This window comes from Staphylococcus sp. GDY8P198P (assembly GCF_017891615.1).
Taxonomy (GTDB): Bacteria; Bacillota; Bacilli; order Staphylococcales; family Staphylococcaceae; genus Staphylococcus; species Staphylococcus cohnii.
Genome location: NZ_JAESJQ010000016.1, coordinates 111,908 through 126,856, shown reverse-complemented (window position 1 = coordinate 126,856; position 14,949 = coordinate 111,908). Strand labels below are relative to the sequence as shown.

Sequence of the window (14,949 nt, the reverse complement as noted above, 5' to 3'; positions counted from 1 at the left end):
AAAAAATCACATTTAATTTTAGAAATATTTACTTTGAAATAAAAGGAGCGATTTAACATGAAATTTGAAAAAGGGAATAAAGTAGTTTTAATAGGTGATGGAGCAGTTGGATCAAGTTATGCATTTGCATTAGTTGCACAAGGCTTAGCTGATGAATTAGTAATTATTGATTTAGATGAAGCGAAAGTTAAAGGCGATGTTGCAGATTTAAATCATAGTGCACCATATGGTGATTCACCTGTTAAAGTAAAAGCTGGTAATTATGAAGATTGTGGTAATGCTGATTTAATTGTTATTACTGCAGGAGCTGCGCAAAAGCCAGGTGAAACTAGATTAGATTTAGTAGAAAAAAACACAAAAATATTTAAAGACATTGTCACAAAAATTATGAACACAGGATTTAATGGTATTTTTCTTATAGCAACTAATCCAGTAGATGTATTATCATATGTAACACAAAAAGTTTCAGGCTTACCGAAATCACAAGTTATTGGATCTGGTACGATACTAGATACTGCACGATTTAAATTTGAACTAGCACAAGAATTTGGTGTGTCACCTTGGAGTGTGGACGCACAAATTATTGGTGAACATGGCGATTCTGAATTAGCAGTATGGTCACAAGCTAATATTGCTGGTCAACCAATATACCATGCATTGAAAGATAACCCTGATAAACAACATAGAATAGATGAAATATTTACTAACACAAGAGATGCTGCATATGATATTATCCAATCAAAAGGTGCAACGTATTATGGTATAGCAATGGGCTTAGTTCGTATAACACAAGCTATTTTAAAAAACCAAAATGTAGTATTACCTGTTTCAAGTTACTTAGAAGGTGAGTATAATCAAAATGATATTTATATTGGAGTTCCAACATTAATTAATAGAAATGGCGCAATTAAAGTATATGAAACGCAATTAAATAGTGAAGAAAGTGAAAAGTTTGAAAATTCTGCCATAATTTTGAAAGATATGCAAAATAAAATCAAACAACTAATTGCATAATTCATAATTTAATTTTAAACTGTATATAAGATTAATTTTATTGAAAATATCAAAATTTATTCTGATATGAATAAATTTTGCTTTGAATGATTTTTTGGTAAATTAATTTTACATGTTTAACTTTATATTATGATTGGGGGATATTTCTATGGGGAAGACAATTGCTGATATGGTAGATAGTGTCCTTAGATTGGAACATGTACTTAAAGATATTGAAGATATCTTTGGAAAAGTACAGAAACAATATAAAATGTCAAAAGAAGAAATATTAATTCTTTTAACACTTTGGGAAGAAGGATCAATGACGCTTAAAGAAATGGATAATTATGTGAAAATTAAATCATATAAACGTACAAGAACATATAACGATTTAGTTGAGAAAGCATGGATTATTAAAGAAAGACCCGTTAATGACGAACGTACAGTAATTATACATTTCAATGAGGATTTAAAAGATCAAAGGGAAGAACTTTTAAATTGTTTTAAAGCGGAAATAAACGAAAAATCATCTACTATACAATCTAGTCTTAAATCTATCTTAAAATTATAGGGAATAATTATAGTTACAAAATGACAAGTTAGACTCAAAATAGTAATAGATAGTTAATATCTATACTAAAATAAAAATGCATCTCCGCTTAAAAGGAGATGCATTTTTATTATATATATTATCTTTTTTCAATTGCACAGATAAATGGTGCATTGTTTTTTTGGTTAATAAATTGATATTGTAATATGTGTGCTTTGTTTTGGTCAAAATGTTGTAGATAATTTAATAATGCATCACGTTCGATTTTACCTTCATCATGCCCATGATATATAACTAGTACTATAATACCTTCTGTCGCTAATATATCAAATATTTCGTCTATCGCTGCTAATGTACTACTAGAGTTTGTTACAATTGATTTGTCGCCTTTAGGCAAATATCCTAAATTAAAAATGGCTGCATCAATCTGTCCAATCTCGTTGCTTTGTATATATTGCTTTACTTTAGCATGACTATCTTGAATTAAGTGTACATTTTTAAATGCGTCTGTCTTTTTACTCGTATTTTGAATTGCAATTTCTTGAATATCAAAAGCGTAGACTTTACCATTTGGTACTTGTTGTGCTAGAAATTCGGTATCATTGCCATTACCACACGTGGCATCAATAACAATACTATCCTTGTTGATATGTTGTTGTAGCAGCGTTTTGGAAAATGGTAAAATACGTTCTAGCTTCATGATTTAATCGTCGTTTCATAGTATTTTCCTTGATAAGAATTTCTTCGTGCTAATTCCTCATCAATTTCGTTAAGCACTTCCCATTTGTTGACACTCCACATTGGTCCAACCATCAAGTCAATCGGACCATCACCAGTAATTCGATGAACGATCATTTCTTTTGGTAAAATTTCTAGCTGATCACAAACTAAATTTGTATAATCATCTTGTGACATGAATTCTAGCATACCTTTTTCGTATTGTTTTACCATTGGTGTGCCTTTAAGGAGATGCAACAAGTGTATTTTAATACCTTGGACGTCCATTTGTGCTACTTCTTTAGCTGTTTCCATCATCATGTCATAATCTTCTTCAGGAAGCCCATTAATAATATGTGTACATACATTTATATTATGTTTGCGTAGCTTGGCCACTCCTTCATAATACGTTTTCATGTCATGTGCACGATTGATTAAATCTGAAGTTTTTTGGTGTACTGTCTGTAGACCTAATTCAACCCATAAATAAGTACGTTCATTTAATTCAGCTAAATATTCTACAACATCATTCGGTAAGCAATCAGGCCGCGTTCCAATAGATAATCCGACAACGCCGGGTTCTTTTAATGCAGTTTCGTATTTTTCTCTTAATACTTCTACTGGTGCATGTGTATTAGTAAATGCTTGGAAATAAGCAATATACTGACCTTCATGCCATTTTTCATGCATTCTATCTTTGATTTGTTGAAATTGAACATCTATCGGATCTACACGATTTCCTGCAAAATCTCCACTTCCTGCTGCAGAACAAAATGTACAGCCACCATGTGCAACCGTGCCATCTCTATTTGGACAATCAAATCCTCCGTCAATTGCAACTTTAAAGATTTTTTGTCCAAATTTATTTTTTAAATGATAATTCCAAGTATGATATCGTTTATTCTCGAATGCGTAAGGGAAGAATTGTCCCATATAACATTTTCCTTTCTAAATTCATTCTAGTTAAAGATTTTAACATATTTTAATGATATAGTGTTTAGAGTAAAAACAGAAATTTAAAAAAAGAAGGGAGCTTATGGTTATGAATATGCCAAAATCAGTGTGGTGGTTGGTTATTGGTATGGCATTAAATATCACAGGCTCAAGTTTTTTATGGCCATTAAATACAATATATATGAATGAAGAATTAGATAAAAGTTTAACTATGGCCGGGTTAGTTTTGATGATTAATTCATTTGGCATGGTCATAGGGAATTTACTAGGTGGTAATCTATTTGATAAATTGGGTGGCTATCGAACAATTATGATTGGTACAGTGATCTGCTTAAGTAGTACTACATTGTTAAATTTTTTTCACGGATGGCCATGGTATGCAGTTTGGTTAGTTTGTCTTGGCTTTGGTGGTGGCATGATTGTACCAGCAATTTACGCACTAGCCGGTGCAATTTGGCCGCAAGGTGGTAGACAAACTTTTAATGCGATATATTTAGCTCAAAATCTAGGGGTGGCGATTGGCGCAGCTTCTGGCGGTTTTGTGGCGGAATTAAGTTTTAATTATATATTTATTGCTAATTTGCTCATGTATATTGCATTTGGCATAGTTGCAATTAGTCAATTTAATATTAAATTGGACGTTAAAGTAAAATCAAATGATGCCATGAGTTTATTAGATAAAGCATATAGACCTCAATTCATTGCATTAACATTGTTATGCGTGATGTTTAGTATTTGCTGGATTGCTTATATTCAATGGGAAAGTACAATAGCTTCATTTACACAAGAGCTAAATATCTCTATGAGCCAATACAGTTTATTATGGACTGTCAATGGTATCATGATATTAGTAGCACAACCATTAATCATTCCGATAATCAGATTATTAAAAGGTAATCTGAAACATCAAATGTATGTTGGAATAGGTATTTTTATCATATCTTTTTTTGTCACAAGTTTTGCTGAACAATTTTCTGTATTTATGGTAGGTATGATTATATTAACATTGGGAGAAATGTTTGTTTGGCCAGCTGTTCCAACTATCGCAAATCAACTTGCGCCTAATGGGAAAGAAGGTTCATTTCAAGGTTATGTAAATTCTGCAGCGACAGTAGGAAAAGCATTCGGACCACTTATTGGTGGCGTAGTTGTTGATATGTTTAACATGCAAATTATGTTTTTAAGCATGATTTCATTGTTAGTTTTATCACTCGTATTTTTAACATTCTATGATCACAAATTACCAAAAGATATTTAGCATAAAATTGTGGCAATATTGTAGTCAACAATAGTAGATTTAGTTAACTTTTAAACCCAGATAATTGTTGTTATATGATAAAAAGGACAAGTATTGTTAATTCAGCAAGTGATGCTTATTGAATTAACAATATTTTTACATATTATTTTAATAAATTTATATATGCATTAAGATGAAGCTTGAAAATCAACTTTATACTTGAAATAAAGGGCTTTTTCAAATATCATAAGAAGAGTATAGGAGTAGTAACTTGAAAGCTTTTCCACAGAGAGCTAAGGTTGGTGGAACTTAGCGTGAAGCATCTAGTGAACTTACCAGGACTTAAAATGAATGAATGACATCTCTTACTATTAATTAAAATGAGTGCACATTAAGTGAAACAGGGTGGTACCGCGGTGAAAAATCGTCCCTATTATATAATAGTTTGAGGTGTCTTTTTATTATTGAACAGGAGGAAATGAAGTGAATTACAATCATAATGAAGTTGAAAAAAAATGGCAGGATTATTGGGAAGACTATAAAACATTTAAAACTGAAGATAATTTAGGCCAAAAAAAATTTTATGCACTTGATATGTTCCCTTATCCATCTGGAGCAGGATTACATGTAGGACACCCTGAGGGTTACACAGCTACTGATATTATTTCAAGATACAAACGTATGCAAGGATATAATGTATTACATCCTATGGGTTGGGACGCATTTGGTTTACCAGCTGAACAATATGCGCTAGATACAGGGAATGATCCTCGTGAATTCACTAAACAAAATATCCAAACGTTTAAACGTCAAATTAAAGAGTTAGGATTTAGTTATGATTGGGATCGAGAAGTTAATACAACAGACCCAGAATATTATAAATGGACACAATGGATATTTATCCAATTATATAATAAAGGGCTTGCTTATATAGATGAAGTAGCAGTGAACTGGTGTCCTGCCTTAGGCACTGTATTGTCAAATGAAGAAGTTGTCGACGGTGTTTCTGAACGTGGCGGACACCCTGTTTATAGAAGACCGATGAAACAATGGGTACTTAGAATTACTGAATATGCTGACAGATTACTTGAAGATTTAGATGACTTAGATTGGCCTGAATCTTTAAAAGATATGCAACGAAATTGGATTGGACGTTCAGAAGGTGCATCTATAACATTTAATGTAGAAGATATTAATGATCAAATAGAAGTGTTTACAACACGTCCTGATACTATTTATGGTACTACATTCCTAGTGTTGAGCCCTGAACATGAACTCGTTAACAAAATCACTACATCAGAACATCAAGAAAGTATTGAGAAATACCAACAAGAAGCGGCGATGAAATCAGATTTAGAACGTACTGGACTAGCTAAAGAAAAATCTGGAGTTTTTACTGGAGCGTATGCAATTAATCCTTTATCTGGTGAGAAAACGCCAATTTGGATAGCAGATTATGTCTTATCTTCTTATGGTACAGGAGCAGTTATGGCTGTCCCTAGTGGAGACCAAAGAGACTATGAATTTGCAAAAACTTTTGATTTACCAATTATAGAAATCATTGAAGGTGGAGACATATCTGAAGCAGCTTATGACGGCGATGGACCTCATATTAATTCAGGAGAGTTAAATGGTCTATATAATAATGAAGCGATTGAAAAAGCAATTACATTATTAGAACAAAACAATGCTGGAACTAGAAAAGTTAATTATAAACTGAGAGATTGGTTATTTAGTCGTCAACGTTATTGGGGTGAACCTATTCCTGTAATTCATTGGGAAGATGGGACTATGACGACTGTTCCCGAAGATGAATTACCATTACTCCTACCGGAAACTGACGAAATTAAGCCTTCAGGTACAGGTGAATCACCATTAGCTAATATAGATGCATTTGTTAATGTCGTGGATAAAGAAACTGGAATGAAAGGTCGTCGTGAAACAAATACAATGCCACAATGGGCAGGCAGTTGTTGGTATTATTTACGCTTTATTGATCCAGATAATGAACAGATGTTAGCTGACCCAGAAAAGTTAAAACATTGGTTGCCTGTAGATTTATATATTGGTGGCGTTGAACATGCAGTGTTACACTTGTTATACGCTAGATTTTGGCACAAAGTCTTGTATGATTTAGGTGTAGTACCTACCAAAGAACCATTCCAAAAATTATTTAACCAAGGTATGATTTTAGGTGAAGGTAATGAAAAAATGAGTAAATCTAAAGGTAATGTTATCAATCCAGATGATATTATCAAATCGCATGGTGCTGACACTTTAAGACTATATGAAATGTTCATGGGTCCTCTAGATGCTGCAATTGCTTGGAGTGATAAAGGATTAGATGGTTCAAGACGTTTCTTAGATAGAATTTGGAGACTTTTAATTACAGAAGACGGTTTAATCACAGATAAAGTAGTCAATACTAATAATAAAGCTTTAGATAAAAGTTACCACCAAACTGTGAAAAAAGTTTCGGAAGACTTTGAAACATTAAACTTCAATACGGCAATTAGTCAATTGATGGTCTTCATTAATGATTGTTATAAAGTTGATGAGATTTATAAACCATATATTGAAGGGTTTATTAAAATGTTAGCGCCAATTGCACCACATTTAGGTGAAGAATTATGGGCGCGCTTAGGACATGAAGAGACAATTACTTATCAACCTTGGCCATCATATGATGAAACATTATTAGTCGATGATGAAGTGGAAATTGTCGTTCAAGTAAATGGCAAAGTGCGTGCCAAAATCAATGTTTCTAAAGATATTTCAAAAGAAGAAATGGAAACAGCAGCATTAGGTAATGAAAATATTAAAGCTGAAATAGAAGGCAAAGATATTAAAAAAGTGATTGCGGTACCTCAAAAACTTGTTAATATCGTTGCCAAATAACACAAAAGGGGCGTTTATATTATGGAAACTATTACTATAGATGAATTGAAATCAAAAATTTTAAATTCTAATCCTATTCATATCGTAGATGTGAGAACCGATGAAGAAACAGCAATGGGCGTGATACCAGAAGCGGAAACGATACCTATGGATAAAATTCCTGATAATTTAAATCACTTCAACTCAGAAGATACGTATTATATTATTTGTAAAGTTGGTGGCAGAAGTGCACAAGTCGTTCAGTATTTAGAACGTAATGGCGTTCATGCAGTCAATGTTGAAGGTGGCATGGATGCATGGGGAGATGAAGGTTTAGAAATTAAAAGTATTTAATCTTTAGACAGAGTGAAAATAAGCCGATGATTTTGCATTTTATGCAAATATAGTGTTATAATACGTTTAACAAAGATATCAATACAGATACACCAAACCCCCTCACTATTGCGAGTAGTGAGGGGGTTTTTTGGTGTTAGCTAAGTGTCGCCTATTTTACTTGTCATTACGATTGCGCAGCCAGTACGCAAATAACGTAACGATACAACCACTGATGACAGTAGTCATAATATGAACAAAGATATCAATCACAAAATACACCTCCTCCCTACGTCTATTGACGCCTGAGAGTAGGCGACTTAAATATTATAACATTACGTGTGTCACTCGCATAGAAAGTATCAATCATTAAAATTGATAAATAGTGAATTTGTTTTAAACGTAAGTAGTGGATCTAATAGGTGACAAATTATATAAATTGATATGTTTAATGTTGAAATTTACTTGCATTTGTTCCTGATATATGACCTGTAACTAAAGCACTGGTAATATTATAGCCACCAGTATAACCATGGATATCTAGCAGTTCGCCACACATAAATAATCCCGGAGTTAATTTTGACATCATCGTTTTGGGTTCGATTTCTTTAAGAGAAACGCCTCCTCCAGTTACGAAAGCTTTTTCAATTGATAAAGTTCCATTAACTGTAAACGTAAAGCCTTTAAATAAAGTAATCAATTTATTAAATTGTTCATTAGACATATGATGTGCTGTTAATGTTTCTGAAATATTTGCTAATTCTAACATATATAATAAATAACGTTCTTCGATTAAAGCATGTAAGCTATTTTTTACATATTTATCTGGTGTATTCTTTAATAATTCACTTACTTTATCTTCTAATTGTGCAAAGCTTAGTTCTGGAAAAGCGTCTAATTGCATATCAATATCTTGGCGTTTTTGATTTTTTTGTTCCTTATATACAAATTGGCTACATCTTAAAGCGGCAGGGCCACTGATTCCGAAATGAGTGAATATCATATCCATTTGATGTGTAACACGTTTTTTACCATTTTTCTTTAATACAGATAGTGCAACATTTTTTAAGCTCAATCCTTTTAACCTTTTATTATTTATAAAAGGTTCGGATGACGTAATTGGTACTTCAGTCGGGAAAAGTTCTGTAATTGTATGTCCCAAGTGTTCAGCAAATTTGTAACCATCACCAGTTGATCCAGTCTTTGGCACACTCGTACCACCTGTAGCGATAATCAAACTATGACCTTCAACAGTTTGTTGATTATCTAAAAATACTTTGAAAGTCTGTTGTGGTGTATGTTCAATAGCATGCACTGAAGTTTCTTGTTTTACAGTTACATTATTCTTATCAATTGTACGAATTAATGCATCTACAACATCCTGTGCTTTATTAGAAACAGGAAACATACGTCCATGGTCTTCTTCTTTAAGTGCAACACCACGTGATTCAAAAAAGCGAATAATAGATTCATTATCAAATACGGAAAAAGGACTATATAAAAATTTTCCATTTCCTGGTATATTTTTAATTATCTCTTCATATGGTAAACGGTTTGTGACGTTGCAACGTCCGCCACCAGAGATTTTTAATTTGCGACCGAGTCCTTTTTTCTTTTCTATGAGAAGGACTTTATCGCTATGTTGACTTGCGGCAGCAGCCGCCATTAAACCGCTAGGGCCACCGCCAATAATAATTGTTTGGTACATTTGATTGCCTCACTTTACTAAATAGTGTTATTTTATAGTTTATAGTAATATAGTTTTGAAAAAAAGTGTTTATAACGTTATGATTAAAGTTATGATTGTAAAAATTTAATTTGAGATAGGAAGATCTGAATGAGTGAAAGTAAAGAATTAGTTAGGGGTACCTTTTTAATCACCCTTAGTATATTGATTACTAAAGTCTTGGGTGTTATATATATTATTCCTTTTTACTCCATTATTGGTGGAGAAGAAAAATTGGCACCTTTTAACTATGCATATACGCCGTATAATATTGCCATTGCAGTCGCAACTGCTGGTGTGCCATTAGCGGCGTCTAAATATGTGTCTAAATATAATGCTTTAGGCGCTTATAAAGTAAGTGAAAAGTTATATAAATCTAGCTTTATAGTTATGACTATAACAGGATTTATTGGATTTTTCATTTTATATTTATTAGCACCAAGTATCGCCACAATTACTTTAGCACATGAATCTGGTACTAAAGGTGGTTGGTCAGTAGCTGATATTACATGGATTATTAGAATAATCAGTATGGTGGTCATATTCATACCATTACTTGCTACGTGGCGTGGTGTGTTCCAAGGTTATAAATCAATGGGGCCAACTGCGGTCTCAGAAGTCATAGAACAAATCGCACGTATATTATTTATTTTAGTAGGAAGTTATTTAGTACTTAATGTCTTTGGTGGAAGTGTGCTACAAGCCAACGGTATAGCAACATTTGCTGCTGCAATAGGTGCGATAGCAGGGATATTTACATTATGGTATTACTGGAGAAAGAGAAAACCTAACATTGAAAAAATGGTAGCAACGGATACTTCAGATATCACAGTTTCCTATGGAAAAATGTATAAAGAAATTATTTCTTATAGTATCCCATTTGTAATTGTTAGTTTGAATTTCCCACTGTTTAATCTAGTAGATCAGTTTACACATAACGGTGCCTTAGGTTTGGCTGGTGTACCAAGCCGTTTACATGACTATTTCTTTACCATTTTAAACATGACGACAAATAAAATAGTGATGATTCCAACGTCTTTATCTGCTGGTTTTGCAGTGAGTTTAATCCCATTTATCACTAAGACGTATGAATCGGGTGAATTAAAAGAAATGCACAGACAAATCAGAACATCTTTAGGGGTTCTAATGTATATTACAGTCCCAGCAAGTCTGGGTATTATGGCCTTAGCTTTACCATTATATACTGTCTTTTATAGTTACAATGTCGATGGTAGTCAATTGTTATTTTATTATGCACCTGTGGCAATTTTAATAGGATTATTGAGTGTGACAGCATCTATGCTACAAGGCATTGATAAACAAAAATTAACAGTGTTTGTAATTTTAGCGGCAGTAGTATTAAAAGTAATACTAAACACGCCATTGATTATGGCTTTCCATACTGCCGGAGCAATTTTAAGTACGGCAATAGCATTGCTATTTGCTGTTATCTGTAATTTTTATATACTTAAAAAATATGCTAATTTTGATTTCTCAGAAACATGGCTACATTTTGGTAAAATTTTCTTATACGGTTTCTTAATGATGGTCGTAGTTGAATTATCATCATTTTTATTACAAATGGTTATTTCACCACAAACTAAATTTGGCGCTTTAGCAATTTTAATTATTAGTGTCATTATAGGTATGATTGTTTACGGTGGAATTACGATGAAGACAAAACTGGCCGATCAATTTTTAGGAGATATTCCAAATAAACTTAGACGTAAATTAGGTCTTATAAAATGAGATTAGATAAATTTTTAGCTAATATGGGTGTCGGAACGCGTACAGAAGTTAAACAGTTATTGAAAAAAGGTACGATTACAGTTAATAATAAAATAGAAAAATCTCCTAAAAAGCAAATAGACCCAGAAAATGATGTAGTTCAAAAAAACAATGAAACGATTCATTATATAGATAAAGTCTATCTAATGTTAAATAAGCCTAAAGGCTATGTATCTGCAACAGAGGATGACCAACATCAAACAGTTGTATACTTGGTTGAACCATATCAGTTTTTAGAAGTTTTTCCAGTGGGGCGATTAGATAAAGACACTGAGGGTTTGTTATTAATTACGAATGATGGAACTTTTAATCATGAACTAATGAGCCCTGCTAAGCATGTTTCTAAAACATATGAGGTAATCTCTAAAAAAAATATTACAAATAATGATATAAAATCATTTAAAATGGGTATTGAATTGAATGAGGGTTTGGCGAAGCCTGCAACTTTAGTAAAAAGTGATGAGGCATATAAATCATTTGTCACAATTTATGAAGGAAGATATCATCAAGTTAAGCGTATGTTTCATGCTATAGATAATGAAGTTCTGGAATTGAAACGTATTAGCATTGGTGAACTAAAACTGGATGAATCTTTAGAACCGGGTGAATATCGCCACTTAACTCAAATAGATTTTAAACAATTAGGATTAAAATAATAAAGAGGTGTTATTATGTCAAAATTATTAAAAGCAATTATAGGTGTTGGAGGCGCAGCTGCTGCAGTTGTTCTTTCTAAAAAAGAGAATAGAGATAAATTAAAGGATGAATATAGTAAATATAAATCAAATCCTGAGTCCTATAAGCAAAACGCAAAAGACATCGCTAGTCAAATCAGTTCAAAAGCCAATGAAACTTATAATGAAGTAAAACAAGACCCTAAAGGTTATGCTTCAAAAGTAAAACAAGATCCTAAAGGTTTCATTAACGAACAAAAAGATCGTTTTAAAGGCGAATCTGAAGAAGAAGAACATGTTGAAGAAGCGAGATTTACTGATGAAGGTGCAGCTGATCCTTCAAATAATCTTCGCGTCGTTACTGAAGAAGAACTCAAAAACAATAAAAACAAATAAGCAATTATTAATTTAGTTTTTTAACCTAGTTCATAGTATTGAACTAGGTTTTTTTATATTAATACAGATTTTGAAAGACATGTATGTGAAAGGCTTCAATCTGTTTTTCAATTAATTATACAGTGAATTTTTTTAAAATAATAATCACATCTCACTGTAGTTTCTGTACTACTTCATGTAAAATATTAAATATATAAGTATTAAAAAGGAAGTTGATGCTAAATGTGGAAAGATAAAGTGAAAGAATACGAAACAGATATTATAAACGATTTAAATGGCTTATTATCTATTGAAAGTGTGAGAGACGATAATAAAATTTCTTCAGAAAATCCGGTTGGACCTGGACCACGTAAGGCATTAGATTATATGTATGGTATTGCTGAACGTGATGGATTTAACACGCATGATGTTGAACATATTGCAGGACGTATTGAAGCTGGTGAAGGCGAAGATGTTATGGGAATTTTATGTCATGTTGATGTAGTGCCGGCTGGCGATGGTTGGGATTCTAATCCTTTCGATCCTGTTGTAACTGAAGATAAGATTATTGCAAGAGGTACCCTTGATGATAAAGGGCCAACAATAGCAGCATATTATGCAGTGAAAATATTGAACGATATGAAGGTCAATTGGAAAAAACGTATACATATCATTATAGGCACTGATGAAGAGTCAGATTGGCAATGTACAGAGCGTTATTTTAAAACTGAAGAAATGCCAACTTTAGGCTTTGCACCTGATGCTGAATTCCCAGCAATACATGGTGAAAAAGGTATAAGTACATTTGATGTGGTTCAAAATGACAAAGCAGAGGATAAAGATGAGCCAGAATACGAACTTATTTCTTTTGCATCCGGTCAGCGCTATAACATGGTGCCTGATGAAGCAATTGCTAAACTTGCAGTTAAAGAAAACATGACTGACGTCATTCAAAAATTTGAACAGTTTTTATCTGATAATAATATTGATGGTGAAAGTATTGTTGATAGCGGTGTATTAGTACTTAAGGTTTATGGTAAAGCTGTACATGGTATGGATCCATCTATTGGTGTGAATGCAGGGTTATACTTATTGAATTTCTTAGCCAAATTAAATTTAGATAAAACTGCTGAAAATTTCACTCAATTTAGTGAACAGTATTTATTCAACTCTCATTTCGGTGAAAAAATGGGGATGAAATTCCATACAGATGTCATGGGAGATGTAACTACAAATATTGGTGTCATTTCATACGATAATCAAAATGGTGGCCGATTTGGTATTAACTTAAGATATCCGCAAGGTTTTGAATTTGAAGAAGCCATGACTCGTTTTAAAGGTGAGATTCAACAACTTGGATTTTCTATTGAATTAGGTAAAAACCAAACACCTCACTATGTGGATAAAAATGATCCTTTCGTGCAAACGTTAGTGACAGCATATCGTAATCAAACTGGTGACCAAACCGAACCTTACACAATAGGTGGTGGAACATACGCACGTAATTTAGATAAAGGTGTTGCCTTTGGAGCTATGTTTAATGACTCCGAAGATTTAATGCATCAAAAAAATGAGTATATTACGAAAAAGCAATTATTTAATGCAACTAGTATTTATTTAGAAGCTTTATATGCACTATGCGTGGAGGAATGATGATGACAAAAGTACTTATTAATGAACATTTAGTAGATGAACAAGATGCAAAAGTACCATACAATGATCGAGGTTACGTATTTGGTGACGGGATATATGAATATATTAGAACATATAATAATAATATTTTTACTGCTAAACCCCATTTTGAAAGGCTTATAAGAAGTGCTAAAGAAATAGGTTTAGAATTGAAATACAATGTGGATGAACTTACTGAATTAATTCAAGAATTATTAGCAGCGAATGGCGTTGTTAATGGCGGCGTTTATATTCAAGTTACGCGTGGAGCAGCACCTCGTGACCATGCTTTTCCAACACCATCAGTAGAAGCTAATGTGATGGCATTTACCAAAACTTATGAACGTCCATACAAGTTATTAGAAGAAGGTATTAATGCGATAACAACTGAGGATATTCGTTGGTTAAGATGTGATATTAAAAGCTTGAATTTACTTGGAAATGTATTGGCTAAAGAGCGTGCAGTAAAATATAATGCACAAGAAGCTATTCAACACAGAGGTGACATTGTTACTGAGGGATCATCAAGCAATGTATATGCTATTAAAGCAGGCGAAATCTATACACATCCAGTAAACAATTATATATTGAATGGTATTACGCGAATGGTTATAAAAGATATTGCCGAAGAAAAAGGTATACCATTTAATGAAGGTACATTTACTGTAGACTTTTTAAGAAACGCGGATGAAATTATTGTGTCTAGTACTTCTATTGAAGTGATGCCAGTCGTTAAATTAGATGGCGAACAAGTAGGAGACGGAGAAGTCGGTCCAGTGACGAAATCATTACAAGAAGGATTTAATAGTTACATTGACACAGATAGTTAATATTTTCCATAAAAGGAAATAAAATGTAACATCTATAAAAGCTAAATTATGTTATAATGCTAACTGAGCCGATTTAAAAAATTACAGAAAAATACTGTAGTAAAATGTGACTTTTTGTTTCTCATTATTGGTTGAAATCAATCTCTAAACATTATAAAATCTTCTATGAGACTTGAAATTGAGACTTGAAATTTCATAAAAAACTAAAGGAATTTTTCAAAAAA

The 14,949-nt window shown here is 32.6% G+C and carries 14 protein-coding genes; 10 read left to right on the top strand and 4 right to left on the bottom strand.

Annotated elements, in window-relative coordinates; translation table 11 throughout:
• The first annotated feature begins 57 nt into the window (after positions 1 to 57).
• Both KA824_RS10890 and KA824_RS10885 read left to right on the top strand, forming a co-directional pair.
• Positions 58 to 1,014, top strand: a complete 957-nt coding sequence (locus KA824_RS10890) for an L-lactate dehydrogenase (RefSeq protein ID WP_107384743.1) — start codon at positions 58 to 60, stop codon at positions 1,012 to 1,014.
• 148 nt (positions 1,015 to 1,162) lie between these two features.
• A complete protein-coding gene (locus KA824_RS10885; protein WP_019467834.1) occupies positions 1,163 to 1,564 on the top strand; it encodes a transcriptional regulator, SarA/Rot family in 402 nt (133 codons plus the stop codon).
• Between the two features lie 118 nt (positions 1,565 to 1,682).
• On the opposite strand, the gene mnmM is transcribed toward KA824_RS10885, so the two are convergent.
• Positions 1,683 to 2,243 (bottom strand): tRNA 5-(aminomethyl)-2-thiouridylate-methyltransferase MnmM, encoded by a 561-nt coding sequence (gene mnmM, locus KA824_RS10880; protein WP_181187714.1) that lies wholly within the window; start codon positions 2,241 to 2,243, stop codon positions 1,683 to 1,685.
• Positions 2,240 to 3,193: a tRNA modification radical SAM protein MnmL/YtqA gene (gene mnmL, locus KA824_RS10875; protein ID WP_181187715.1), complete on the bottom strand. Its 954-nt coding sequence runs from the start codon at positions 3,191 to 3,193 to the stop codon at positions 2,240 to 2,242. Before mnmL ends, mnmM begins: the two co-directional genes overlap by 4 nt.
• Positions 3,194 to 3,302: 109 nt before the next feature.
• Between mnmL and KA824_RS10870 the strand changes: the two genes are divergently transcribed.
• From KA824_RS10870 to KA824_RS10860, 3 genes are all read left to right on the top strand, one after another.
• Positions 3,303 to 4,472, top strand: a complete 1,170-nt coding sequence (locus KA824_RS10870) for an MDR family MFS transporter (RefSeq protein WP_107505196.1) — start codon at positions 3,303 to 3,305, stop codon at positions 4,470 to 4,472.
• Positions 4,473 to 4,934: 462 nt separating this feature from the next.
• On the top strand, positions 4,935 to 7,349 hold the full coding sequence (gene leuS, locus KA824_RS10865; RefSeq protein ID WP_181187716.1) for a leucine--tRNA ligase: 2,415 nt from the start codon (positions 4,935 to 4,937) through the stop codon (positions 7,347 to 7,349).
• Positions 7,350 to 7,370: 21 nt separating this feature from the next.
• On the top strand, positions 7,371 to 7,682 hold the full coding sequence (locus KA824_RS10860) for a rhodanese-like domain-containing protein (RefSeq protein WP_019467829.1): 312 nt from the start codon (positions 7,371 to 7,373) through the stop codon (positions 7,680 to 7,682).
• A 156-nt stretch (positions 7,683 to 7,838) separates the two neighbouring features.
• Here the strand turns inward: KA824_RS10860 and KA824_RS10855 are convergent, their stop codons facing one another.
• Positions 7,839 to 7,934, bottom strand: a complete 96-nt coding sequence (locus KA824_RS10855; RefSeq protein WP_107385129.1) for a type I toxin-antitoxin system Fst family toxin — start codon at positions 7,932 to 7,934, stop codon at positions 7,839 to 7,841.
• Between the two features lie 175 nt (positions 7,935 to 8,109).
• On the bottom strand, positions 8,110 to 9,369 hold the full coding sequence (locus KA824_RS10850) for a BaiN/RdsA family NAD(P)/FAD-dependent oxidoreductase (RefSeq protein ID WP_181187717.1): 1,260 nt from the start codon (positions 9,367 to 9,369) through the stop codon (positions 8,110 to 8,112).
• A gap of 129 nt (positions 9,370 to 9,498) precedes the next feature.
• On the opposite strand from KA824_RS10850, the gene KA824_RS10845 reads away from it, so the two are divergent.
• The 5 genes from KA824_RS10845 (at position 9,499) to dat (ending at position 14,725) form a co-directional block, all read left to right on the top strand.
• Positions 9,499 to 11,136: a putative polysaccharide biosynthesis protein gene (locus KA824_RS10845; RefSeq protein ID WP_181187718.1), complete on the top strand. Its 1,638-nt coding sequence runs from the start codon at positions 9,499 to 9,501 to the stop codon at positions 11,134 to 11,136.
• A complete protein-coding gene (locus tag KA824_RS10840; RefSeq protein ID WP_181187719.1) occupies positions 11,133 to 11,831 on the top strand; it encodes a pseudouridine synthase in 699 nt (232 codons plus the stop codon). The genes KA824_RS10845 and KA824_RS10840 overlap by 4 nt, the downstream gene beginning before the upstream one ends.
• Positions 11,832 to 11,846: 15 nt before the next feature.
• Complete coding sequence (locus tag KA824_RS10835; RefSeq protein ID WP_107385125.1) at positions 11,847 to 12,245, top strand: YtxH domain-containing protein; 399 nt, start codon at positions 11,847 to 11,849, stop codon at positions 12,243 to 12,245.
• A gap of 222 nt (positions 12,246 to 12,467) precedes the next feature.
• A complete protein-coding gene (gene pepV / locus KA824_RS10830; protein WP_181187720.1) occupies positions 12,468 to 13,877 on the top strand; it encodes a dipeptidase PepV in 1,410 nt (469 codons plus the stop codon).
• Between the two features lie 2 nt (positions 13,878 to 13,879).
• On the top strand, positions 13,880 to 14,725 hold the full coding sequence (dat, locus tag KA824_RS10825; RefSeq protein WP_107385165.1) for a D-amino-acid transaminase: 846 nt from the start codon (positions 13,880 to 13,882) through the stop codon (positions 14,723 to 14,725).
• Positions 14,726 to 14,949: the final 224 nt, after the last annotated feature.

Bases quoted from the DNA above. Each gene is read 5' to 3' on its own strand.
- mnmL (WP_181187715.1), bottom strand. From the start codon at position 3,193: ATGGGACAATTCTTCCCTTACGCATTCGAGAATAAACGATATCATACT.
- pepV (WP_181187720.1), top strand. From the start codon at position 12,468: ATGTGGAAAGATAAAGTGAAAGAATACGAAACAGATATTATAAACGAT.
- KA824_RS10850 (WP_181187717.1), bottom strand. From the start codon at position 9,369: ATGTACCAAACAATTATTATTGGCGGTGGCCCTAGCGGTTTAATGGCG.
- KA824_RS10845 (WP_181187718.1), top strand. From the start codon at position 9,499: ATGAGTGAAAGTAAAGAATTAGTTAGGGGTACCTTTTTAATCACCCTT.
- KA824_RS10870 (WP_107505196.1), top strand. From the start codon at position 3,303: ATGAATATGCCAAAATCAGTGTGGTGGTTGGTTATTGGTATGGCATTA.
- dat (WP_107385165.1), top strand. From the start codon at position 13,880: ATGACAAAAGTACTTATTAATGAACATTTAGTAGATGAACAAGATGCA.
- KA824_RS10890 (WP_107384743.1), top strand. From the start codon at position 58: ATGAAATTTGAAAAAGGGAATAAAGTAGTTTTAATAGGTGATGGAGCA.
- mnmM (WP_181187714.1), bottom strand. From the start codon at position 2,243: ATGAAGCTAGAACGTATTTTACCATTTTCCAAAACGCTGCTACAACAA.
- KA824_RS10840 (WP_181187719.1), top strand. From the start codon at position 11,133: ATGAGATTAGATAAATTTTTAGCTAATATGGGTGTCGGAACGCGTACA.
- KA824_RS10860 (WP_019467829.1), top strand. From the start codon at position 7,371: ATGGAAACTATTACTATAGATGAATTGAAATCAAAAATTTTAAATTCT.
- KA824_RS10835 (WP_107385125.1), top strand. From the start codon at position 11,847: ATGTCAAAATTATTAAAAGCAATTATAGGTGTTGGAGGCGCAGCTGCT.
- KA824_RS10885 (WP_019467834.1), top strand. From the start codon at position 1,163: ATGGGGAAGACAATTGCTGATATGGTAGATAGTGTCCTTAGATTGGAA.